The organism is Geodermatophilus sp. SMS 5-13, assembly GCF_059428245.1.
In genome coordinates this window covers 5,683,812-5,707,392 of the sequence record NZ_CP165729.1, presented here as the reverse complement: position 1 = coordinate 5,707,392, position 23,581 = coordinate 5,683,812, and the positions used below count along the sequence as shown (strand labels likewise).

17 protein-coding genes, 2 tRNA genes and 1 pseudogene are annotated in these 23,581 nt (G+C 72.2%); 2 read left to right on the top strand and 18 right to left on the bottom strand.

From position 1 onward, the window contains the following. The first annotated feature begins 193 nt into the window (after positions 1–193). Positions 194–598: a PH domain-containing protein gene (locus tag AB3388_RS27655; RefSeq protein ID WP_495408550.1), complete on the top strand. Its 405-nt coding sequence runs from the start codon at positions 194–196 to the stop codon at positions 596–598. Here AB3388_RS27655 and AB3388_RS27650 read toward each other — a convergent pair. From AB3388_RS27650 to AB3388_RS27635, 4 genes are all read right to left on the bottom strand, one after another. Then, positions 595–1,233 carry a rhomboid family intramembrane serine protease gene (locus tag AB3388_RS27650; protein WP_495408549.1) on the bottom strand — a complete coding sequence of 213 codons (639 nt, stop codon included), beginning with the start codon at positions 1,231–1,233 and terminating at the stop codon, positions 595–597. The two genes, AB3388_RS27655 and AB3388_RS27650, sit on opposite strands and share 4 nt — an antisense overlap. 218 nt (positions 1,234–1,451) lie before the next feature. After that, positions 1,452–1,988 (bottom strand): peptidylprolyl isomerase, encoded by a 537-nt coding sequence (locus tag AB3388_RS27645; RefSeq protein ID WP_495408548.1) that lies wholly within the window; start codon positions 1,986–1,988, stop codon positions 1,452–1,454. Continuing rightward, positions 1,985–2,707 carry a phosphatase PAP2 family protein gene (locus tag AB3388_RS27640; protein ID WP_495408547.1) on the bottom strand — a complete coding sequence of 241 codons (723 nt, stop codon included), beginning with the start codon at positions 2,705–2,707 and terminating at the stop codon, positions 1,985–1,987. Before AB3388_RS27640 ends, AB3388_RS27645 begins: the two co-directional genes overlap by 4 nt. Positions 2,708–3,061: 354 nt before the next feature. Then, positions 3,062–3,445 carry a type II toxin-antitoxin system VapC family toxin gene (locus tag AB3388_RS27635; protein ID WP_495408546.1) on the bottom strand — a complete coding sequence of 128 codons (384 nt, stop codon included), beginning with the start codon at positions 3,443–3,445 and terminating at the stop codon, positions 3,062–3,064. 1,583 nt (positions 3,446–5,028) lie between these two features. Between AB3388_RS27635 and AB3388_RS27630 the strand changes: the two are divergent. Next, a pseudogene (locus AB3388_RS27630) lies at positions 5,029–5,976 on the top strand (tyrosine-type recombinase/integrase); the annotation flags it as partial. A 217-nt stretch (positions 5,977–6,193) separates the two neighbouring features. Here the strand turns inward: AB3388_RS27630 and AB3388_RS27625 are convergent. The 14 genes from AB3388_RS27625 to dnaA form a co-directional block, all read right to left on the bottom strand. Beyond that, positions 6,194–6,266 (bottom strand) — tRNA-Ala (locus tag AB3388_RS27625). Positions 6,267–6,282: 16 nt separating this feature from the next. Further along, on the bottom strand, positions 6,283–6,426 hold the full coding sequence (locus tag AB3388_RS27620; RefSeq protein WP_495408545.1) for a DLW-39 family protein: 144 nt from the start codon (positions 6,424–6,426) through the stop codon (positions 6,283–6,285). Between the two features lie 81 nt (positions 6,427–6,507). Further along, positions 6,508–6,581, bottom strand: a tRNA-Ile gene (locus AB3388_RS27615). Positions 6,582–6,726: 145 nt separating this feature from the next. Continuing rightward, the gene (locus AB3388_RS27610) at positions 6,727–7,395 is read right to left on the bottom strand and encodes a DUF3566 domain-containing protein (protein WP_495408544.1); all 669 of its coding nucleotides are present in this window, start codon (positions 7,393–7,395) and stop codon (positions 6,727–6,729) included. A 168-nt stretch (positions 7,396–7,563) separates the two neighbouring features. Further along, on the bottom strand, positions 7,564–10,032 hold the full coding sequence (gene gyrA / locus AB3388_RS27605) for a DNA gyrase subunit A (RefSeq protein ID WP_495408543.1): 2,469 nt from the start codon (positions 10,030–10,032) through the stop codon (positions 7,564–7,566). Positions 10,033–10,145: 113 nt separating this feature from the next. Further along, positions 10,146–12,182, bottom strand: coding sequence for a DNA topoisomerase (ATP-hydrolyzing) subunit B (gene gyrB / locus AB3388_RS27600; protein WP_495408542.1), 2,037 nt, complete (start codon positions 12,180–12,182; stop codon positions 10,146–10,148). A 242-nt stretch (positions 12,183–12,424) separates the two neighbouring features. Beyond that, on the bottom strand, positions 12,425–13,840 hold the full coding sequence (locus AB3388_RS27595; protein ID WP_495408541.1) for an APC family permease: 1,416 nt from the start codon (positions 13,838–13,840) through the stop codon (positions 12,425–12,427). 155 nt (positions 13,841–13,995) lie between these two features. After that, positions 13,996–15,768, bottom strand: a complete 1,773-nt coding sequence (locus AB3388_RS27590) for an ABC transporter ATP-binding protein (RefSeq protein ID WP_495408540.1) — start codon at positions 15,766–15,768, stop codon at positions 13,996–13,998. Positions 15,769–15,785: 17 nt separating this feature from the next. Continuing rightward, positions 15,786–16,625: a hypothetical protein gene (locus tag AB3388_RS27585; RefSeq protein WP_495408539.1), complete on the bottom strand. Its 840-nt coding sequence runs from the start codon at positions 16,623–16,625 to the stop codon at positions 15,786–15,788. 45 nt (positions 16,626–16,670) lie between these two features. Further along, positions 16,671–17,171 (bottom strand): DciA family protein, encoded by a 501-nt coding sequence (locus AB3388_RS27580; protein ID WP_495408538.1) that lies wholly within the window; start codon positions 17,169–17,171, stop codon positions 16,671–16,673. Next, a complete protein-coding gene (gene recF, locus AB3388_RS27575; protein ID WP_495408537.1) occupies positions 17,161–18,351 on the bottom strand; it encodes a DNA replication/repair protein RecF in 1,191 nt (396 codons plus the stop codon). The genes AB3388_RS27580 and recF overlap by 11 nt, the downstream gene beginning before the upstream one ends. Before the next feature lie 47 nt (positions 18,352–18,398). Next, positions 18,399–19,415 (bottom strand): phosphogluconate dehydrogenase (NAD(+)-dependent, decarboxylating), encoded by a 1,017-nt coding sequence (gene gnd, locus AB3388_RS27570; protein ID WP_495408536.1) that lies wholly within the window; start codon positions 19,413–19,415, stop codon positions 18,399–18,401. Further along, positions 19,412–20,590, bottom strand: coding sequence for a DNA polymerase III subunit beta (gene dnaN, locus AB3388_RS27565; RefSeq protein WP_495408535.1), 1,179 nt, complete (start codon positions 20,588–20,590; stop codon positions 19,412–19,414). The genes gnd and dnaN overlap by 4 nt, the downstream gene beginning before the upstream one ends. A gap of 823 nt (positions 20,591–21,413) precedes the next feature. Next, entirely contained in the window at positions 21,414–23,198 is a 1,785-nt protein-coding gene (dnaA, locus tag AB3388_RS27560; protein WP_495408534.1) for a chromosomal replication initiator protein DnaA, read from the bottom strand. Between the last annotated feature and the right edge of the window lie 383 nt (positions 23,199–23,581).

Genomic DNA, 23,581 nt, shown 5'->3' with positions numbered 1-23,581 from the left:
GGAGAGGCCGGTGTGACGAGTCCGCCACGGTCGTAACTACACCGGTGTGAGTCTTTCCCCAGCTGTGCACACAGCTGTGGAGAAGTCGACATGTACGCCCGGACGAAGGCGGTGACCTGCACGTTTGGCGGTTCCGCACAGTCACTGTCCACACGCGACGACGTCACCACGCCGGCCTGGCAGCCTGGAGCCCGTGAAGTGGTCACCCAAGCCGGCCGAGACCGTGGCCCTCGCCGCCATCGGGCTCGGCCTGGCCCTCGCCGTCCCCCTCGTGGATCCGCTGGGGCGGGTGCTCGTCGGCGCCGCCGCACTCCTGGTGCTGGCACTCGCCGCGCGCGGCGCGCTGCTGCGTCCCCGGCTGTCGGCCGGCCCGGACGGCGTCGACGTGCGGACGGTGACCGGCCGCCGGCACCTGCCCTGGCCGACGCTGCAGGTGCGGGTGCGGGCCACGCAGCGCTGGGGGCTGCGCAGCCGCACGCTCGAGCTCGACACCGCGGCCGGGCCGGACGACGACGGCGTCCTGCTGCTGCTCGGCCGGCGCGACCTGGGGACGGACCCGGCGGAGGTCGCCCGCGCCCTGCACGGGCTCGCGCCCTAGAAACCGACCGTCGGCACCGCGAGGGCGAGGACGAGCAGGGCGAGGCCGAGCGCCGCCGTTCCGGCGATCTGGACGGCGGTATTCCGCCGACCGAGGACGAGCACCGCCGTGGCGAGGGCCCCGGCGAGCAGCCCGCCGATGTGCCCGAGCAGCGAGATCCCGGGGACGACCACGCTGATGACCACGTTGAGGGCGACCAGTGTCGCGATGCCGCGCAGGTCCTCGCGCCGGGCGACGGCCAGGACGCCGAACGCGCCCATGAGTCCCCAGATGCCGGTGGACGCGCCGGCCGCGAACACCCCGGGCGACGCGAAGAGCTGGATCGCCGCCGCCCCGCCGAGCACCGACAGGAGGTACACCGCGCCGAACCGCAGCCGGCCGAGCTGCAACTCCAGCTGGCTGCCGAAGACCAGCAGCGCCAGCATGTTGAGCGCCAGGTGGACCAGGCCGAAGTGCAGGAACGCGGCCGTGAACAGCCGCCACCACTGCCCCGCGTCGACCAGCGCCGGCACCTGCGCCAGCTCGGCGAAGATCCGCGAGTTGTAGTTGTCGAGGGGGTTCTGCCCCCCGAGCCCGGCGGAGATCGCGGTGAGCACGAACATCGCGACGTTGACCGCGATGAGCGTGAGGGTCACCGGCCCCCACCGCCGGCCCGCCGACCGCAGGCCACCGCGCTTCGGGGCGCGCACGTCGGCCCGACCGGCGCGGACGCACTCCGGGCACTGGAACCCGACCGAGGCCGGGATCATGCACTCGGGGCAGATCGGCCGCCCGCAGCGCGCGCAGGCGATGCCGGTGGGCCGCTCCGGGTGCCGGTAGCAGGTGGTGGTCGGCGGGGCCGGCTGGGGCTCGGTCAGCTGCGCTCCACCTCGACGGACTGGAGCACGACGTCCTCGACCGGGCGGTCGTTGCGGCCGGTGCTCACCTTGGCGATGCGGTCGACGACGTCCCGGCTGTCCTGGTCGGCGACCTCACCGAAGATCGTGTGCCGCATGTTCAGGTGCGGGGTCTTCGACACCGTGATGAAGAACTGCGAGCCGTTGGTGCCGGGGCCGGCGTTGGCCATGGCCAACAGGTACGGGCGATCGAACTGCAGCTCGGGGTGGAACTCGTCCTTGAACTGGTAGCCCGGGCCGCCGTAGCCCTGTCCCAGCGGGTCACCGCCCTGGATCATGAAGCCGTCGATGATCCGGTGGAAGATCGTGCCGTCGTAGAGGCGGTCGGTGGACTTCTGCCGCGACTCGGGGTGCGTCCACTCGCGACGCCCCTCGGCCAGGTCGGCGAAGTTGGCCACCGTCTTGGGGGCGTGGTCGGGGAACAGGTTCACGCGGATGTCGCCGTGGTTCGTGTGCAGGACGGCGCTGCGCGCCGGAGCAGTCGATTCGGTCACGACCTCCACTCTTCCACCCCGGCACGGCGCCGGGGTGACAGGGGAAGCTCGCGCAGAACCGCGAACAGCCAGATCGACGCGAACAGCATGCTGGTCAGGACGTCGGTCGGGTAGTGCGCGCCGCGGTAGAGCCGGGCGGCGGCCACCACGAGCACCACGAGGACGGCGAGGGCCGGGACCCAGCGCCGCCATCCTCCGCGTGCCGCGGCCACGACGAGGGCGGCGACGGCGCCGTACAGGCAGATCGCCGCCGCGGTGTGCCCCGAGGGGAAGCTGGACGTGGGCGGCAGCTGGGCGTCCAGGTGCGGCACGGGGGGCCGCGGCCGGTCGATCAGCGCCACCGTCGTCAGGAAGATGGCCAGCTCGCCGCAGAGAGCGACGGCGAGGAGGACGACCGGCCGCCAGGAGCGGAAGGCGAACCAGCCGGCGATCGCGGCGACCACGCCGACGCCCACCACCACCCAGGTGTTGCCGAGCTCGGCGGCCGGGCCGGAGGCGGCGTCGAGGAAGCCGATGCGGTGCGCGGCGAACCACTGCACCAGCGCGCCGTCCCGCTGCTCGAACGCGTCACCCTCCTTGGCGCGGGTGAGCAGCCAGCCGATGCCGAGGGTGAGCCCGAACAGGACGACCAGGGTGATGCCGAGGCGGACCGCGACCCGCCCCGCGTGGACCGGCGGGGCCGCGGACTGCCTGCTGGGTGCAGTGCTGCGAGCGGTCATGACCGAAGGGTCCCGCCGCGAGCTCGCATGCGCCGCTCGGACCGGGCGGTACCGGACGACGCAGAGCCGGTAGGGCCCGTTCCACGTGGAACGGCGTCGGGTCGGGGCCTGACCTGTTCGATCAGTCGGTGGAGACGAGGGGAATCGAACCCCTAACCCCCGCCTTGCAAAAGCCTTCCGAGGGCCCCGAGCAACTCGCATTTCCTGGGTTCTAACGCCGTCTGACCTGGTATTTCGCCGATCTCTGCCATTGGTCGTTCACGATCAACAACGGCCGTTTTCGGACGTCTTGCGGACTATCTGCGGACTTGGCGGACTGCAAGTGTCGTTCGCGCCGGGCGGCTCGCGACTCCCTCAGCGGATGACGCGGACGTCCACTCCCAGCTCCTCGGCCCACCGCTGCCATGCGCGGTCGGCGGTGAACGCGCGGCTCGACAGGCTCCGGGCGAGCGCCAGGCACACCCGGTCGCCGAGGCTCAGGTTCGAGCGATGCCGGTAGAACGAGGCGGCGAGCCGCGCGTCCAGGCGTCCGAACGGGCTGACAGTGATGCCGAGGGCTTCCAGGGCGGCGTCGACGTCCTCGGCGGACAGGCCGTGCTGGGCGGCCTTCTGAACGACCTCTGCATAGTTGACCGCGCTGAGCGTGGCGCTTTCCGTCGCGGCCGCTCCTGCCACGACTTCCCAGCCGGCCTCCCGGTGCAAGAGCGCGAGCAGCGCTGACGCGTCGAGGACGATCAATTGGCAGACGGAGCGTCGTCAGCTGCGGCCTCGCGCCGGCGGTCGGCGATCAGCTCGTCGCTGAGGCTCACGTCGCCCGCGGCCTGTCGGAACTGCTCCCAGACCGCCTCGAGGGCAGCGCGGCGCCGGGGGTCCCACCCGGCCAGAGGCTCAGCCCCTGACGAGCTGCTTGCGCTCATGATCACAGGCTACCGACAAACCTGTCGATGACGGCGCTTCCACCGTCGACTCCCCGCCATGGGTCGCGCCCGATCCCGATGCTCAGCCCACACACCTGGTGCATGTGCGGTGAGCGCGAGTCGTTGTGACGGTTTCCAGGACGTCACCCGGCCCGTTCGGGCTGAAGGGGCAGAAGCGCGGCACATCCGATGAGCCGTCCAGCTCGCGGCGTACATGGCCGACGCCTGACGCAAGGGCCTGCCCGTCGGGACCCGCGAGCGACCTCAGTACGCCAGCCCTGATCTTGGCGCGACACGAGGAGACCCCTGCTCCCAGGTGCTTGCGGCCGAGAGAGGAGTCCGCGCCCGCTGTCGGCGCCAGAAACCCGTGTCAACGCGTTCTCGACCAGACGGCACGCATGCTACCGAGCCGGTAGCGCCGACGAGGCCCGTCTCTCGGACCGGGTCGCCGCCTTCTCCGGCCCAGGCCGGCCGCCAGGGATTCGCTCTAAGCGGCCCGCTAACGGACACCTCCCGGCAGCGCCCGTCACAGGTTGGATGATCTTGCCACAGGGCACCGAATGGGTGAGGCGAGGACCGTCCGGTTGCGGAAGGCAATCGGTCCCACGAGCCTGCGCTGCGTGAAGACGTCTCCGAGTCGAAGAAGGCAGTTGGCTCTGGCTTGGGCCGGAAGTGCCCTGGTCTGGGCGATCTTTCTCCTGTTCGCGATCGCGAGGCACAGCACTCGGGGCACGGTCGTGTACAGCCTCTTCATCGCGCTATCCATCGCAAGCCTGATTTGGAATCTGCGGAAGTCCACCAGGCCCCAGCAGCCTGGTGTCGGACAGCAACCTGCCGACGGTCCCGACGGCCGAGCCACAGCAAGGGTGATCGCAGTCATGGTGGCTGGGGTGGTGGCTGGCGTCGGCATGCTGATCTTGGGCTATCGCCCGCCAGGTAAGCCGGACGTCGTCTTGATCGGCTGTGGGGCGATGGCCCTGATCGGCGTGGTGGTGATGCTCGTGGGCTGGGTGCAGCAATCCAGTCGAAGCCGAAGCCGAGGCGACCAGCCTGGGGGGAGCAAGGGGGGTCGGTCGTTCTAAAGCCGCCCTTAGAGCTACTTGGCGTACCCCCGCGTGGGGCCGCTCCCCGCCCTCATTGTCCTGGGGTGGCCGTTCGCCGGAAGGGCGCTGGCGCGTCCCTGCGGGATGGGCCTTCGGCCCACCCTTCCCCCTACCCGGCCACCCCACGGATCAGCGGCTACGGAGCGGCCGAGGAGTGTGGTCCGCCCCCGGCTCCCGTGCACAGGAGAAAAACTGAAGATCAACTAACTCGGCCACGCGCAAGCTGCCTTGATGAGCTCCAGCCTGTGTCAGAGGCCGGGGGCACCCTGAAAGCCTCCGCAGTCGCACTCCAGGAGACGCCATGGCGAGCATCGCGAGACGACCCGACGGGCGCCGGCGCCCCCGCTACCGCGACGCGGCCGGCAAGGAGCACGCCCGCCACTTCGACCGGAAGGTCGACGCCCAGGCCTGGCTCGATTCCGTCACCACGGCCGTAGGGACCGGCACCTACGTCGACCCGGGCCGAGCCAAGGTGACGGTGGGCGAGCTGGCGCCGGTCTGGCTCGCCGGGAAGATCAATCTCAAGCCGACCTCGCGGGCCCGGTACACGGACGTCCTCAGGACCCACGTCCTGCCGCGGTGGGGTGACATCCCGCTGGTACGTGTCACCCCGAGCGACATCCAGGCCTGGCTGGCGGAGCTCTCGGTGAGCGGTCTGTCGGGTGCCTCGGTGCGCAAGGCGCACGGGGTGCTGTCCGGCGTCCTCGGTGCGGCCGTCCGCGATCGCCGGCTGATGGCCAACCCGGCGCTCGGGATGAACCTCCCGCCGCTTGGCGGCAAGCGCCGGCGGTACCTGAATGCCGCCCAGGTCGAGGCTTTGGCCGAGGCCGCCGGTCCCGGACGTGTCGCCGTCCTCGTGCTCAGCTACTGCGGCCTGCGCTGGTCCGAGCTCGCCGCGCTCCGGGTACGCAACTTCGATCTCCTGCGCCGCCGGGTGATCGTCGAGGAGGCGGTCACCGAGATCGACGGATCCAGGATCGCCTGGGGGACGCCGAAGACGCACAGCCGGCGCTCGGTGCCGCTGCCGCGGTTCCTCGTCGACGAACTGGCCCGGACAGTGGTGAACCGCCCCGGCGACGAGCTGGCATTCCCGTCACCACAGGGCGCCGTGCTCCGGAATCGCAACGCTCGAGCGGCCTGGTTCGACGACGCCGCCCGCGCCGCCGGAATCCCGGGGCTCACACCGCACGAGCTCCGGCACACTGCCGCGTCCCTTGCCGTGCACGCGGGCGCCAACGTCAAGGCCGTCCAGCGGATGCTCGGACACGCGTCGGCAGCCATGACCCTGGACCGCTACGCCGACCTCTTTGACGACGACCTGGACGACGTCGCCGACCGGCTGGACCGCCTCCGGAGTGAGGTCTGCGGACCGGCTGCGGACTTTTTGCGGACTGAGCACCCTCGGCGGCCACCTACCGCTCAAGATCGAAAGTACGAAAGCGCAGGCCAGAAGCCTGCTAAAGGAGTGGAGACGAGGGGAATCGAACCCCTAACCCCCGCCTTGCAAAGGCGGTGCTCTGCCAATTGAGCTACGTCCCCGGGGGCGGCGCGCCGGTCAGCGGGTGGTGGGAGTGCTGACCGCGCCGGGACCGCTGGTGGCCTCGTGCCAGAGATCGGCCTCGGTCCGGCCGGCAGAGCGCTTGCGGATCGCGGTGATCGCGCCGGCGATGACCGCCGCGAACGCCAACTTCTTCAGCACGCGGAGTACCTCCTCGGGGCACGCGGTGCCCGCGACGCGGGTCCTGCGTGCGTCACGGCACCGGGGGCACCGGCACACGGGTGGGCCTGGGAGGACTTGAACCTCCGGCCTCATCCTTATCAGGGATGCGCTCTAACCGCCTGAGCTACAGGCCCGTGAACCTCGGCAAGCTTACCTGCAGGGAATCGGTTCTCCGACGCGGGGGGCGGAGCCCTCCCGGTGGAGGACCGGGACGGGCTCATGGCGACTGGGGGACGGCGCCTGGCCGCGGTGCGATCCGGAGGATCGCGATGTCATCGCTCAGTCCCGTTCCGACAGCGTGACCTCGAGGCCGCCCACCAGGTCGGAGCAGAGGTTGTAGACGAACGTGCCAACGGTGCACAGCGCGGTCATCAGGATGACGTTGATCGCGCCGATCACCGCGGCACCGCCGAAGACGATTCCCGGGGTGATGACCTCGCTGCCGCCGCCGTCCGAGCCGGACGCGCTGCCCAGCTGGCCGAACAGGTCGTTGAGGGTGTCGAAGACGCCCAGCGCGGAGAGGACGCCGTAGAGGATCCCGACCGCGACCATCCAGATGAAGAACAGCGCGATCGACAGCACCAGCGAGATCTTGAACGCCGACCAGATGTCGACGTGCCGCAGCTGCAGCCGGGCCCGCCGCGGACCGCGACCGGCGGCCTTCTTCGCGGGCCGGGTCGTCCGGCCCTGCGCCTTCTTGGCCGGCACCGCGGCCGTGGCACCGGTCGACGGCGTCGCGCCGGTCGTGGGAGCCGCGCCGGCGGCGGGGGCCGAACCGGTGGCCGGAGCCGCCGGCGAGCTGCCGGTGGCCGGCGCACCCGTGGCCGGCGCGGCGCCGCCCTGGGCCCGCTGGGCGCCGGTGGCCGGGATGGCCTGCGTCGTCGAGACCGACGCCGGCGCCGGGTCGCCGGCGTCCTGCGTGCGCACCGAGCCCTGCCGGTCGCTCATGCCAGTCTCCCGTTCCCCGGCGGCTCGCGCCGCACGCTCGCGACCGGGATACCCAGGGCGTGCGGCGCAGCACCCGGGAACCGGTCAGTTCCGTGACTCGACAGGACGCGGTTCGTACGTCGCAGGTTACGACGCACGCCCGTACCTCTGCCTGTCCTGACGGTCACCCTAGGCTGCGGGCTCGTCATTGTCCGTCGTCCGGGCGATCGCCACGATGCTCACGTCCTCCGGCAAGTTCATGAGCTTGACGCCCATCGTGGCGCGGTCCTTGTTGTGCCGCACCCCGTTGACCGGCGTCCGGATGACGCCGCCGCCCGACGTGATGGCGTACAGCTCGTCGCCGAGCCGGACGGCCAGCGCGCCGACCAGGTTGCCCTTGCGGGCCTTCGGGTCGGCCGTGAGCACGCCCTTGCCGCCGCGGCCCTGGGCCGGGTAGTTCTCGATCCCGGTCCGCTTCGCGAAGCCGCGCTCGGTCGCCACGAGGACGTCGACGCCCTCCTCGACGACCATCATCGACAGCAGCCGGTCGTCCGACCCCAGTGAGATGCCGCGGACGCCCTCGGTGGCGCGGCCCATCGGGCGCAGCGTCGCGTCGTCGGCCTTGAACCGGATCGACATCGCGTTCTTGGTGACCAGCAGCAGGTCCTGCTCGGGGTCGATCAGCGCCGCCCCGACCAGCTCGTCGCTCTCGCGCAGGTTGATCGCGATGACGCCGCCGCTGCGCGGGGAGTCGAAGTCGGTGAGCCGGGTCTTCTTCGTCTGGCCGTTGGCGGTGGCCAGGACCAGGTACGGCGCGACCGTGTAGTCCTTGATCTGCATGACCTGGGCGATCCGCTCGTCGGGCTGGAACGCCAGGATGTTGGCCACGTGCGCGCCGCGGGCGGTGCGGTTGGCCTCGGGCAGCTCGTAGGCCTTGGCCCGGTAGACCCGCCCCTTGTTCGTGAAGAACAGGATCCAGTCGTGGGTGGAGCCCACGAAGAAGTGGTCGACGATGTCGTCCTGCTTGAGCTGGGCCCCCATCACGCCCTTGCCGCCGCGGCGCTGCGACCGGTAGAGGTCGCTCTTGGTCCGCTTGGCGTAGCCGGTGCGGGTGATGGTGACGACGACCTCCTCCTCCGCGATGAGGTCCTCCATCGAGACGTCGCCCTCGTTGGGCACGAACTTCGTCCGACGGTCGTCGCCGTACTTGTCGACGATCTCCTTGAGCTCGTCGCGGACGATCTGCCGCTGCCGCTCGGGCGAGGCCAGGATCGCCTGCAGGTCGGCGATGCGGGCCTCCAGCTCGGCCAGCTCGTCGAAGATCCGCTGCCGCTCGAGGGCGGCCAGCCGGCGCAGCTGCATGTCCAGGATCGCCGTGGCCTGGATCTCGTCGATGTCGAGCAGCTCCATCAACCCCGCGCGCGACGCGTCGGCCGATTCGCTGCGCCGGATCAGCGCGATGACCTCGTCGAGCATGTCGAGGGCCTTGGCCAGACCGCGCAGGATGTGCGCGCGCTCCTCGGCCTTGCGCAGCCGATAGCGGGTCCGCCGCTGGATGACCTCGATCTGGTGGTTGACCCAGTGCCGGACGAGCTCGTCGAGGCGCAGCGTCCGCGGGACGCCGTCGACGATCGAGAGCATGTTGCAGCCGAACGTCGTCTGCAGCTGGGTGTGCTTGTACAGGTTGTTCAGCACGACCTTGGCGACGGCGTCGCGACGCAGCGTGATCACCAGCCGGCGGCCGACGCGGTCGCTGGACTCGTCGGCGATCTCGCTGATGCCCTGCAGCCGGCCGTCGCGGACGCCGTCGGCGATCGCCTCGGCCAGGTTGTCCGGGTTGACCTGGTACGGCAGCTCGGTGACGACGAGCTGCACGCGGCCGCGAGCGTCCTCCTCGACCGTGATGACGGCCCGCATCTTCACCGAGCCGCGGCCGGTCCGGTAGGCGTCCTCGATGCCCTCGCGGCCGACGATCAGGCCGTGAGTGGGGAAGTCCGGGCCCTTGACCCGCTCCATGCAGGCCGTCAGCGCCTCTTCGGGCTCGGCGCCGGGGTGGTCGAGCATCCAGTAGACGGCCTCGGCGACCTCGCGCAGGTTGTGCGGAGGCATGTTCGTCGCCATGCCGACCGCGATGCCCGCCGAGCCGTTGATCAGCAGGTTCGGGATGCGCGCCGGCAGGACCAGCGGCTCCTGGTTCTTGCCGTCGTAGTTGGGCTGGAAGTCGACGGTGTCCTCGTCGATGCCGGCCAGCATCTCCATGGCCAGCGGGGTCAGCCGGGCCTCGGTGTAGCGCATGGCCGCGGCCGGGTCGTTGCCCGGGGAGCCGAAGTTGCCCTGGCCGTCGATCAGCGGGTAGCGCATGGACCAGGGCTGGGCCAGCCGCACGAGGGCGTCGTAGATCGCCGAGTCGCCGTGCGGGTGGTAGTTACCCATGACCTCACCGACGACGCGGGCGCACTTCACGGTGGCGCGGTCGGGGCGGAAGCCCTGGTCGTACATCGCGAAGAGGACGCGTCGGTGCACCGGCTTGAGGCCGTCGCGGACCTCCGGCAGCGCACGGCCGACGATGACCGACATCGCGTAGTCGATGTAGCTGCGCTGCATCTCCTGCTGGAGGTCGACCGGCTCGATGCGGTCGCGGAAGGGGGTCTCCGTCACGGTTCAGATCTCCACAAGTCAGTGCACAGTTGGGGACGAAGTCGCTGCTCAAGGACCCCTTTCTCCCGCCACCCGCAAGCTCGCGGCGGGGCCCTGAAAGGGGCCGAGAAGCGTTACACGTCGAGGAAGCGGACGTCCTTGGCGTTGCGGGTGATGAAGCTGCGGCGGGCCTCGACGTCCTCGCCCATGAGGATGCTGAAGATCTCGTCGGCCGCGGCCGCGTCCTCCAGCGTCACCTGCGACAGGATGCGCGACTCCGGGTTCATCGTGGTCTCCCACAGTTCCTTGGCATCCATCTCGCCGAGGCCCTTGAACCGCTGGATGGCGTCGTCCTTGGGCAGCTTGCGCCCGGCCTCCGCGCCGGCCTTGAGGACGGCGTCGCGCTCCTTGTCGGTGTAGACGTACTCGTCGCCGATCCGGGCGCCCCACTTGATCTTGTACAGCGGCGGGTTGGCCAGGTACACGTGCCCGGCCTCGACCAGCGGCCGCATGAAGCGGAACAGCAGGGTCAGCAGCAGCGTGCGGATGTGCTGGCCGTCGACGTCGGCGTCGGCCATCAGCACGATCTTGTGGTACCGCAGCTTCGACAGGTCGAACTCGTCGTGGATGCCGGTACCGAAGGCCGTGATCATCGACTGGACCTCGGTGTTCTTGAGCACCCGGTCGATGCGCGCCTTCTCGACGTTGATGATCTTGCCGCGGATCGGCAGGATTGCCTGGAACATCGAGTCGCGGCCGGACTTCGCCGAGCCGCCGGCCGAGTCGCCCTCGACGATGTAGATCTCGGAGTTGCGCGGGTCGGTCGAGCGGCAGTCGGCCAGCTTGCCCGGCAGCGAGTTGTTGTTGAGGACGTTCTTGCGGGCCAGCTTGCGGGCGTCCTGCGCGGCGCGGCGTGCGCGGGCGGCCGAGCTCGCCTTGGTGATGATCATCTTGGCTTCGGCCGGGTTCGCCTCGAACCAGTGCGTGATCTGGTCGTTGCAGACCCGCTGCACGAAGCCCTTGACCTCGGTGTTGCCGAGCTTGGTCTTCGTCTGGCCCTCGAACTGGGGGTCGCCCAGCTTGACCGAGACGACCGCCGCGAGGCCCTCGCGGATGTCCTCGCCGGTCAGCTTCTCGTCCTTCTCCTTGAGCAGCTTCTTGTCGACCGCGTACCGGTTCACGATCGAGGTCAGCGCGGCGCGGAAGCCCTCCTCGTGCGTGCCGCCCTCATGCGTGTTGATGACGTTGGCGAAGGTGTAGACGGACTCCGAGTACGCCTCCGACCACTGCATGGCGACGTCGACCGACATGCGCATGTCGTTCTTGCCCGTGCCGTCTGCGGCGAAGCTGATGACCGACTTGTGGATCGGGTTGCGCTTCGCGTTGATGTGCCCGACGTAGTCGACCAGGCCGCCGTCGTACTTGTAGGTGATCTCGGTGGCCTCGAAGGCCGCCGCCTCCGCCCCGGGCGCCGGCGCTTCCTCGGCGACCGAGGTCTCCTCGGCCAGGCCGGTCTCGGCCTTGCCCTGTCCGGGGCGCTCGTCGCGCAGGATGATCTTCAGGCCCTTGTTGAGGAAGGCCATCTCCTGCAGGCGCCGGTTGATCGTGTCGAACGAGTAGGTCGTCGTCTCGAAGATGCCGCCGTCGGCCCAGAAGGTGACCGCCGAGCCGCGCTTCTTCGTGGGGCCGACCTCATCCAGGGGGCCGGGCTTCGCCATGTCGTACCGCTGGAACCACTCGGCGCCGTCGCGCCAGACGTTCACCTCGAGCCGCGTGGACAGCGCGTTGACGACCGTGACGCCGACGCCGTGCAGACCGCCGGAGACGCCGTAGCTCTTGCCGTCGAACTTCCCGCCCGCGTGCAGGACGGTCATGATCACCTCGAGGGTGGGGCGCTTCTCCACCGGGTGCATGTCGACCGGGAACCCGCGGCCGTTGTCCTCGACCCGGACGCCGCCGTCGGCCATGAGGGTCACCTTGACGGTGTCGCAGAAGCCGGCCAGAGCCTCGTCGACGGCGTTGTCCACGACCTCCCACACCATGTGGTGCAGGCCGCGCTCACCGGTGGAGCCGATGTACATACCGGGGCGCTTGCGCACCGCCTCGAGGCCCTCGAGGACGGTGATGGAGCTGCCGGAGTACGAGTTCTCGGGCTTGGGTCGAGCGACCACGTGGGGCCTTCCTCTTGCGCAACCGGCGCACGACGACCCCGACGACGGCGAAGGGTCGAAGGCGCAGAACGGCGCTGAGCCGGTTGCTGGCGGTTTCTGCCGTCCAGTCTACCCGGGGCTACGACAGGAATGCCGCCGTCCACGCCCTGAGGGCGGATCTGCGCCACTCGGGACTCGTCAGCCACCACCGGTGCTGCCTCGCGGGCCGACACGCCGTCCCCGGGGCGCTGGGCCGGTCCGGCTCAGCCGGCCGCGTCGTCCCCGGACAGGCGGGTGGGGTCCAGGTGCCCGGCGTCCCGGCCGCGCGAGCGGTTCACCAGCACGGTGACCACCCACAGGACGACGCCGATGCCCAGCAGGATCCCGGCGATCCGGTACTGCTCCGCGGGCCGCCCGGACAGCGGCGTGGCGAGGAAACCGCAGGCCAGCGCGCCGACGACCGGCAGGACCGTCGGCGTGCGGAAGTGCTTCTCCTCGACCCGGTCGCGGCGCAGCACCAGGACGGCGACGTTGACGACGGTGAACACGCACAGCAGGAGCAGCGCCGTGGTGCCGCCGAGCGCGGGGACGGCACCGACGAACGTGATCAGGCCGAAGGCCAGCGCGGTGGTGAACAGGATCGCCGGCACCGGGGTCCGGCGGCCGCTGTGCACCCGGCCCAGCAGCGGCGGCAGCACGCCCTCCCGGGAGAGGCCGTAGACCAGCCGGCTGGCCATGAGCATGTTGATCAGCGCGGTGTTGGCGACGGCGAACATCGTGATGACGCCGAACAGGCCCAGCGGGAAGCCGGGCGCGCCGGCCTCGACCACCTGCAGCAGCGGGGTGTCGCCCTCGCTGAGCCGGTCGGCCGGTACGAGCGCGATCGCCGAGATCGACACCAGCACGTAGATCACGCCGGTGGTGAGCAGCCCGGCCAGCAGTACCTTGGGGAAGATCCGCCGCGGGTCCTTGCACTCCTCGGCCATGTTGACCGAGTCCTCGAATCCGACCATGGCGAAGAACGCCAGGCCGGTGGCCGCGACGACGCCGGCGAAGACCGTCTTGCCGCCGGTGTCGAACTCGGTCACGCGGGAGAAGTCGCCCGAGCCGAAGCCGAGCGCCCACAGGCCGACGCCGATGACGATCAGCAGGCCGGAGAGCTCCACGCAGGTGAGCACGACGTTGGTCTTCACGCTCTCGCCGACGCCGCGGAGGTTCACCAGCGCGACGAGGGTCATGAAGCCCAGGCCGAGCAGCGTGATGCCGAACCCCTCGCTGAACCCGAGGTCGAACACCTGGGCGAAGTTGGCGCTGAACGCGCGCGCCGCGGTCGACGCCGACGTGATGCCCGAGCTCATCACCGCGAAGGCGACGAGGAACGTCACGAAGTGCACGCCGAAGGCCTTGTGCGTGTAGAGCGCGGCGCCGGCGGCCTGCGGGTACTTCGTGACCAGCTCGAGGTAGCTGAACGCGGTGATCAGCGCGACCAGGAAGGCGATGAGGAAGGGCAGCCAGACGACGCCGCCGACCTCGGCGGCGACGGTCCCCGTCAGCGCGTAGATGCCGGTGCCCAGGACGTCGCCGATGACGAACAGCAGCAGCAGGCCCGGGCCCATCACGCGGCGCAGGGTGGGCTGCTGGCCCGGCGGGACGGCCTCGGTCTCCTGGGTGTGGGCCATCTGCGCCTCCTGCTCGACTCCGGTGATCGGGTGTTCCCCGAAGTCGATCGTGGTCGGTCGGCGGCGGCGCGGCGACTCGAAGCGGGGGCACCACCCGCACGAGTGGCCGGCACCCGCGTTCCACGTGGAACACCGCGCCCCGTCGCGCCGGCGGCTCACACCAGCAGCTGGGCGCTGGCGAGCTCGCGGTAGAGGGGGCTGGCGTCGACCAGCTCGGCGTGGGTGCCTCGAGCGACCGCCCGGCCACCGTCGAGGACGACGATCTGGTCGCTGTCGAGCACCGTGGACAGCCGGTGCGCGACCACGAGCAGCGACCGGTCGGCGGCGGCCGCGGCCAGCGTCTGCCGCAGGAGGCTCTCGTTGCGCGCATCGAGGCTGGCGGTCGGCTCGTCGAGCAGCAGCAGGGCGGGGCGGGCCAGCAGCGAGCGGGCGATCGCCAGCCGCTGGCGCTCCCCGCCGGAGAGCAGGACGCCGTCGTCCCCGACCGGCACGTCCAGGCCGCGCGGGGAGCGCTGCACGATGCCGGTCAGGCCGACGTCGGCCAGCACCGCCCACAGCTCGTCGTCCCCGGCCTCCGGCGCGGCCAGCAGCAGGTTCTCCCGCACCGTCCCGGCCAGCACCGGGGCCTCCTGCTCGACGTAGCCGAGCCGGGCCCGCAGCGCCGCGCGCGGCAGCTCGCGCACGTCGGTCCCCGCCCAGCGGATCGCCCCGCCGGTGAGCGGGTAGAAGCCCTCGATCAGCGCGAGCACCGTGGACTTGCCCGCCCCGGACGGGCCGACCAGCGCGACCCGGCTGCCCGCGGGCACGGTCAGCGACAGCCCGTGCAGCACCGCGGGGCCGTCGGCATAGCCGAACGAGACGTCGTCCAGCTCGAGCAGCGGGACGTCGTCGCCGGGCGCGGGCGTGCGGGGCGGGGCGGTCGCGGCGCCGCGCTCGGGGCGGTCGTCGCGCTCCGGCACGAGCGCCAGCACCTCACCGATCCGGCCGAGCGCGCCCAGCCCGGTCTGGATCTGCGTCCACGCCCCGATGGTCTGCCCCAGCGGGATGACCAGCAGGAACAGGTAGAGAATGAACGCCACCAGGTCGGCGACCGCGATCGAGCCGGTGGCGACGCGGTACCCGCCCACCCCGAGGACGGCGAGGAACGCCCCCTGGACGGCGATCGAGCCGGCCGGCGAGATCATCGCCTGCAGCCGCGCCAGCCGGACCCCGGCCGTGTACGCGCGGGTGGCGCTGGCGCCGACGACGGCGACCTCCCGCTCGGTCGCCCCGCTGGCCCGGATCGTGCGGACGGCGGAGAGCGCGCGCTCGACGGACGCGCTCATCGCGCCCACCTCCTCCTGCGCCTGCCGCGAGAGCCGGCGGGCGCCGCGGGCCACGGTGATCGCCACCGCGGCGCCGAGCGAGACCGCCAGCACGGTGACCAGCAGCAGCCACCCGTCGACGACGGCCATCGCGATCAGCGCCCCGATCCCGACCACCGCCGAGCCGGCGATCTGCACCACGCCGGAGGTGACCGTGGCGCGCAGCAGCGTGGTGTCGGCGCCGACCCGCGACATCAGGTCGCCGGTGCGGCGGCGGTCGTACTCGGCCACCGGCAGCCGCAGCAGCCGGTCGGTCAGGGTCCGCCGGGTCGTGAGGACGACGCCCTCCGCCGTCCGCTGCAGCACGTACTGCTCGACCGCGCCGAGGACGGCCGTCGCGACCAGGACGAGGACCAGTCCGCTGACGGCGGGGAGCAGCGCGGAGCCGCGGCCGACGGCCTCGATCACCCGGGCGACGAGCAGCGGCTGGGCCAGCGCGGCGCCCGCGCCGACCAGGCTGAGCGCGGCGGCGAGGCCGAGCGCGCGGCGGTGCGGGCGCAGCAGCGGGACCAGGTCCCGCGGCCGGGCGCCCGGGGCCGGCCCCTCCTGGCCGGCCGCGCTCACGGACGTCGCACGGACGCTCAGACCCCGGCCAGCGCGCCGACGACGGCGCCGAGCAGGCGGGCGTGGTGCTCGATCAGCGACGGCCGGTGCCCGTCGGGCCGGATCGCGGCCACGTACCCCGCCGCCGTCCAGAACTCGTCGCCGTCGTCGCTGCCCAGCAGCAGGCCGCGGACGGTCGGGTCCTGCACCAGGCGGCGCAGGTCGGGACTGTCCTCGGCGGAGAGCAGCACCCAGCGGGCGTCGAACTCCTCGTCCCCGCTCGGGATCTGCAGCAGCCCGCCGGTGCGGTGCTTCCAGAAGCGGGCCGGGGTCAGCCGCATCCGCGGCAGGGGCAGCAGCACCGGGGCGGCGGTGACGGCGTACTCGGGCACCCGGTAGCGGCCGGAGGCGTAGAGGACGTCGAACGCGACCAGTTCGAGCGTGCCGGCCCGGCCGCGCATCACGCCCGCCGGACGGTGGTCCCGGCCGAGGCGGACCGGCGCGGCCGCGATCAGCTCCGCGAGGACGGCGTCCTCCGGGCCGCTCCCGTCGCTGATCGTCCAGCCGTGCTGGAGCGCCCACCCCTGGGCCCCGACGACGTCGCCCTGGTAGCGGAAGACCGCCTGTCCCTCGGTGAGCCGCCGCCGCGGCGGGCCGAAGAACCCGCCGGCCGGCGCCTGCCCCTGCTCGGGGAGCGCGCCGGGGACGTCGCGCTGCGGTTCGGCCGGCGGCAGCGACCAGCCCGGCGGCTCCCAGTCGGCGCGGCCCGGGCCGCTCTCGTCGGCCGGCTGTCGGCCGCCCTGGCCCAGGTGCGCCGGCTCCTGCCAGCCGCTGCCCTCGTCGCGGCGGTCGTCGAAGCCGTCCCGGTCGCTGCTCATCGCTGCATCGTCCTCCCGGGAGCCGGCCGGTCCGCCGCCGTCTCCCTATCCGTACGTGTCCCGGGGCCCGCGGCCGCGCACCGAGCGCGGCCCCTTCTTCCAGCTGGGCGCCGTCGGTCCTACAACGCGCAACTTCGTCACGACGTCCCCGCCGACCGAGGCGCGCAGTTTGCCGAGGATCGTGGGGGCGAGCAGCCGCAGCTGGGTGGCCCACGCGGTGGACTCCGCGATGACCAGCAGCTCCCCCTCGGTGAGCGTCTCCGGCCGGCAGTGCGCGGCGATGTCCTCGCCGACGATCGCCGACCACCGGCCGAACACCGAGCCGACCTTGGTCCGCGCGGACCAGTCCTGCTGGGTCACCAGGGAGTCGACCAGCCGGCCGAGCAGTTGCGGGTCGTCGTCGCCCGGGCGGGGGCCGGTCCACGTGCGGCGCGGCCCGGCGATCCGCCGCCGGGTCGGCTGCGGTCGGGCGGCCGACGCGGCGCGGGCGGCCTCGAGCGCCGCGCGGGCGATGTCGCTGGGCCGCGCGGGGCGGTCATCGCTCACCGGGCACCTCCACGAGCTCGGTATCGGCGGCCGCGTCGTCCAGCGGCGTCGCCGTCCCCCCGGCCACCAGCACCACCGCACCCCGCAGCTCCACCGGCACGTCCTCCAGCACGGCGGCGGTGATCAGCGTCTGCTCGGCCGAGCGGGCCACCGCCGCCAGCGCCGCCCGGCGATCGGCGTCGAGGGTGGCGAAGACGTCGTCGAGCACGAGGATCGGCTCCTCGCCGTCGGCCCGGAAGAGGGCGAAGGTGGCCAGCTTGAGGGCGAGCGCCAGGGACCAGGACTCGCCGTGGCTGGCGAACCCCTTGGCCGGGACGGGGCCGAGGTGGATGACGAGGTCGTCCCGGTGCGGCCCGACCAGGGTCATCCCGCGGTCCACCTCGTCGCGTCGGCGTTCGTCGACCCGCGCGCGCAGGGCGTCGGCGAGCTCGGCGACCGTGGGCAGCGCCGTCCCCTCGGCGACCGGCGTCCCGTCCCCGGCGAGCGGCACCGTGCTGGCGTAACCCAGACCGGCCGCCGCGGCCCCGGGGCCGGCGACGCCGGCGTACGCGCGGGCCACGTGCGGGGCGAGGTCGGCGACCAGCCGCAGCCGGGAGGCGAGCAGCTGGCTGCCCAGGTCGACCAGGTGGCCGTCCCAGACGTCGAGCGTCGCCAGCGCGTCCCCGCGGGCCAGCCGGGCGGTCTTGAGCAGCGCGTTGCGCTGCTTGAGCACCCGCTCGTAGTCGCTGCGCACCCCGGCCAGCCGCGGCGTGCGGCTGACCAGCAGCTCGTCGAGGAAGCGGCGCCGCTCGGTGGGGTCGCCGCGCACGAGGGCGAGGTCCTCCGGGGCGAACAGCACGCTCTTCACGACGCCGATCAGCTCGCGCGGCCGCGGCAGCGGCGCCCGGTTGACCCGGACCCGGTTGGCCCGGCCCGGGTTGACCTCGATCTCGACGAGCAGCTCGCGGTCGCCGCGCCGCAGCGCCGCCCGGACCACCGCCTGGGGATCGCCGTGGCGCACCAGCGGCGCGTCGCTGGAAACCCGGTGGCTGCTCAGCGTCGCCAGGTAGCCGATCGCCTCGACGAGGTTGGTCTTGCCCTCGCCGTTGCGGCCGACGAACACCGTCGGACCGGGGCGCAGGGCCAGGTCGACCCGCTCCCAGTTGCGGAAGGAGCCCAGCTGCAGGTGCCGGACGTACACCCGTCACCCTCCCCCGGGGCCAAAGTGGCCACTTTGGCCCTCACGCTTCACGCGGGGCGCTCGGCCTCCTGCGCCGCGACGGCCCGCACGGCGTGCCCGCCGAACTGGTTGCGCAGCGCCGCGACCGCCTTCATGGTCGGGGACTCCTCCTGGCGCGAGGCGAACCGGGCGAACAGCGCGCCGGCGATCGCCGGCATGGGGACGGCGTGCTCGATCGCCTGCTCCACCGTCCACCGGCCCTCGCCGGAGTCCTCCGCGTAGCCCTTGATCCGCTCCAGCTTCGGGTCCTCCTGCAGCGCTCGGACCAGCAGGTCCAAGAGCCAGGAGCGGATGACCGTGCCCTGGGTCCACGAGGCGATCACGCCGGGGACGTCGTCGACGAGGTCCACGGCCTCCAGCAGCTCGTAGCCCTCGCCGTAGGCCTGCATCATCGCGTACTCGATGCCGTTGTGGACCATCTTCGAGAAGTGGCCGGCGCCGACCCGGCCGGCGTGCACGTAGCCCACGCCGGGCAGCTCCTGCCCCGACTCGTCGGTCGGCGACGAGGGCCGGAGGGCGTCGAAGATCGGCTGGACCTTCGCCACGTCCGCCGCGTCGCCGCCGACCATGAGCGCGTAGCCGTTCTCGAGGCCCCACACGCCGCCGGAGACCCCGCAGTCGAGGTAGCCGATGCCCTTGGCACCGAGGAGCTCGGCGTGGGCGGCGTCGTCGGTGTACCGCGAGTTGCCGCCCTCGACGACGACGTCCCCCGGCTCGAGGACCTCGGCCAGCTCGCGGACCGTCGACCGGGTGGGCTCCCCCGAGGGCACCATCACCCACACGACCCGGGGCGTGTCCAGCGCCGCGACCAGGCCTTCCAGGCTGTCGACGTCGCGCTTCTCGGAGAACCTGTCGTAGCCCACGACCTCGTGGCCGGCGCGGCGCACCCGCTCGGCCATGTTGCCGCCCATCTTGCCCAGCCCGATCAGCCCCAGCTGCACGGCGAAACCCTCTCTCGAACGATGTGCGGAGTCGTGTCCGCGGTGCCCCTGGCCGGTGCCCTTGACACCTGCGCGGGCGATCAACCGGGCAGGCGGACCGGCATGATCAGGTAGCGGTAGCTGCCGCCGCGCTCCGCGGGGCGGGCCGGCGCGCCGCCGGAACCGCTGCCCTCGTCGTCGGTCGCCGGCTCGTCGACCCCGGAGAGGACGGCGGGCTTGAGCGGGCTGGTGAAGTCCATGCGCGCCCGCGGAGTGTGCACCGCGGCCAGCCCGTCGAGCAGGAACGTCGGGTTGAAGCCGATGGTCAGCGGGTCGCCGTCGAACTCGACGTCGCAGCGCTCCTCGGCCTGCCCCTCGTCGTCGGTGCCCCCGGCCCGCAGCGTGACCTGGCCCGGCGTGAACTCGCAGCGCAGCGGGGTGCCCCGCTCGGCGACCAGCGCGACGCGCTTGGCCGCGTCGGTGAACAGTCCGACCGGCAGGATCGCGTTCGCGCTCGACTCGCTCGGCATGATCGCGCGGTACTTGACGAACTCGGCGTCCAGCAGCCGGGTGGTGGTCTGCCGGTCCTTGCCGGACAAGCCGAGGATGCCCTCGCCGGAGCCGCCCGAGGACAGCGAGACGACGATCTCCGGGCCGCTGGTCAGCGTCTTGGCCGCGTCGGCCAGCGTGCGCGCCGGCACCAGGACCGCGGCGGAGGTGCCCGGGGTCTCCGGCCGCCAGGCGAACTCGCGCACCGCCAGCCGGTACCGGTCGGTCGCGGCCAGGGTGATCAGGTCGTCCTCGATCTCCAGCCGGACACCGGTGAGCATCGGCAGGGTGTCGTCGCGGCCCGCCGCCACCGCCACCTGGCCGACGGCCTCGGCGAAGACGTCGCTGTCGACGACCCCGGCCGATGACGGCATGGCCGGCAGCGACGGGTAGTCCTCCACCGGCAGCGTCGGCAGGCTGAACCGGGCGTTGCTGCAGGCGATGGCCAGCCGGGGGCCCTCGGCGGTGATCTCCACCGGGTGCGGCGGCAGCGCGCGGGTGATCTCGGCGAGCAGCCGGCCGGGGACCAGCGCGCGGCCGGCCTCCGTGGCGTGCACGTCGACCTCGGCCCGGGCCGACACCTCGTAGTCGAAGCCGGAGACGGACAGCTGGTTGCCGTCGACCTCCAGCAGGATCCCGGCAAGGACGGGCACCGACGGCCGCGGGGGAAGGCTGCGCGCCGTCCACGCGACCGCGTCGGCGAGCACCTCACGTGCCACCCGGAACTTCATGACTGGACCCACTTCAGCTCTGCCCGGGCGGGTCGGCGACTGGCGTCGTCCTTCCCGTCCGCGGGATCTCCCGTGCTCTGTGCGGTGCTCATCGTGCCTGGTGCGGTCCGCCCGGGGGAAACCCCGGCTCCTCGATGCCCGTCTGGAGCCCCTCTGGCCCCATGCTCGGGCCGGCTTCCCCACCCAGAGTGTGGTTCGAGAAAACCTCGAGATATCTCCTTCATCCTCGTCATCACTGGTGTGGAAGCTGGGGACAACGGCCCTTCGCGCAGGTCAGCCCAGAAGTCGACATGTTGGCTCGCTGTGGGTGGGCGACGCGTCACCTGTGTCGACACGTGGACATCTCGACGGCCGTGCACATGGGCCCGTCGTCGTCCACGCGCTGTCCCCTGCGCACCCCCGGCTCGATCCCCAGGTCATCCGCAGGCCCATGACCCCGGGATGGGCGCGGTCGGGGCTCACCGGGCAGCTGAAGGCGAAAATGCAGGTCACAGGGGTGGAATTACATCGGACACCGAGCGAGGTCCGGCCGCGCGGCGCAAGGGTCACCCGCCCCCGGCGGGCGCGTCCCTGACCGGATGTGAGCTGGCACACACGAGATCTCCCCAACCTGTGCACATTCCTGGGGACAACTTCTCGACGAGTCGACGACGGCGACGCCGGCGACCGCCGCGGATCCGCGCAGGACGTGGGGTTACGCCATGCACACAGTTCCCCACAGGTGGGGATAAGTCGACCTGCGAAGGCGGGGTGACGTGCTGGAGCGGCTCCGTTCCAGGGGCCCGCCCTGAGCCTGCGAAGGGTGGGGAGGAACGGGGTCCCTCTACTGCCGGGCGCGGCTCTTGATGCGGGCGGTCAGCTCGGTGACCTGCGTGTACGTCGCCCGGCGCTCGCTCATCAGGTTGGTGATCTTCTTGACCGCGTGCATGACCGTCGTGTGGTCCTTGCCGCCGAACGAGGCGCCGATGCGGGGCAGGGAGAGCTCGGTCAGCTCGCGGCAGAGGTACATCGCGATCTGCCGGGCGTTGACCAGCGTGCGGCTGCGGTTGGTGCCCTGCAGCTCCTCCATGGTCACGGAGAAGTACTCCGCGGTGGCCGCCATGATGATCGCCGCGGTGATCTGCGGGCCCTGCTCGTCGCTGATCAGGTCCTTGAGCACGAGCTCGGCCAGGGGCAGGTCGACCTGCTGCTTGTTCAGGCTGGCGAACGCGGTCACGCGGATCAGCGCGCCCTCGAGCTCGCGGATGTTGGTCTGCACCTTGCTGGCGATGAACTCGAGCACGGCGTCGGGCACCTGCAGCCGCTCCCCCCACGCCTTCTTGCGCAGGATCGCGATGCGGGTCTCCAGGTCCGGGGCCTGGACGTCGGTGATCAGCCCCCACTCGAACCGCGTCCGCAGCCGGTCCTCCAGCGTGGTCAGCTTCTTCGGCGGCCGGTCGGAGGTGATGACGATCTGCTTGCTGGCGTTGTGCAGCGTGTTGAAGGTGTGGAAGAACTCCTCCTGCGTCCGCTCGGCGCGCTCCAGGAACTGGATGTCGTCGATGAGCAGGAAGTCGATGTCCCGGTAACGGCGGCGGAAGTCCTCGGCCCGGCCGGAGTGCACCAGGTTGATGAACTCGTTGGTGAACTCCTCGGTGCTGACGTAGCGCACCTTCACGTTGGGGAACATGCGCGCGGCGTAGTGCCCGATCGCGTGCAGCAGGTGGGTCTTGCCCAGCCCGGACTCGCCGTAGATGAACAGCGGGTTGTAGGCGCGGGCCGGGGCCTCGGCGACCGCGACCGCGGCGGCATGGGCGAACCGGTTGCTGTTGCCGATGACGAAACTGTCGAAGACGTACTTCGGGTTCAGCCCCGGGTCGGCCGCGGCGGCCGGCCGGCGGTCGGCGAACGAGGTGACGTCGCCGCCGCGGGCCGCGCCGGAGCGGGGCGCCTCGGGACGACGGGTCCGGGCGGCGCCGTTGGCGCGGCCGCTCTCGCCCGGGACGTCGAGATCGAAGGGCAGGACGTCGGCGGTGTGCTCCTCCGCGGCGAACGGCGCGGGCTCCTCGGCCGGGCCGGAGGTCCAGCCGGGCGTGCTCCAGTCCTCGGGGGCGCCGCGGTCGGCGGCCGGCCGGCTCGGGAGCTCGGCGCCGGTGTCGGGGCGGTCGGCGGGCGTCGGCTCGGCCCAGCTCTCGGCCGGCTCGCGCTCCCACACCGGGCTGCGGCCGGCGTCGGCCCGCACCCCGAAGGCGCTGCGCCCGTCGTCGGCGCGGTCGCGGGTCTCGCGGTCCTCCTCCGCCCGGCGCGCCTCGACCGACGACCACGGCCGGCGGGTCGGCGGCTCCTCGGCGGGGGCGGGCGGCTCGGCCGGGGCGTCCTCGAGCTGGACGGCGACCCGGATGTCGCGGCCGAACCGCTCGGACAGCGCCTCGGAGAGCACCCGCCGCATGCGGGACTCGAGGACGGTCTGGGTGAACTCGTTCGGCGCGGCCAGGACGGCGGTGTCCTCGACCAGCCCGAGCGGGCGGGTCAGGTTGAGCATCGCGTTCTGCTGCGGGGACAGGCTCGTGGCCAACCGCTCGCGGATCTGGTCCCAGACCGTCGCCAGGTCCAGCGTGGCATCGGTCATGCCCGTCGTCCTCCCCTTGCTTTCTGATGCCGGGCCGATGCCCGGCTCCCCCGTGGCGCCGCCCCGTGTCGGCGCGCCCCACCCCGCGGCACCGTCTCCGCCGCGTCCTGTGGATACCCGAACACACGGGTTCCACATCGCTGTCCACAGGGTGTGCATGACCGGGCACGGCCTCCCCCGGCGGCCGCGGACGGCGGTCCCCGGTCGAGGAGTATGTGCTGGTCATCGCCCTGGCGGGGCAGGTGGACGGGGGAACGGCGGGTCGGTGCGACCGACGGGTCGGCCCCGCGCCGGAGCCCGTCGGCGCGACGCGGAGCGACGGCGACGCTAACAGCCCTGTCCACAGCCCGGCAACGATCAGCGAACGTTCCCGGGCGCGTCGG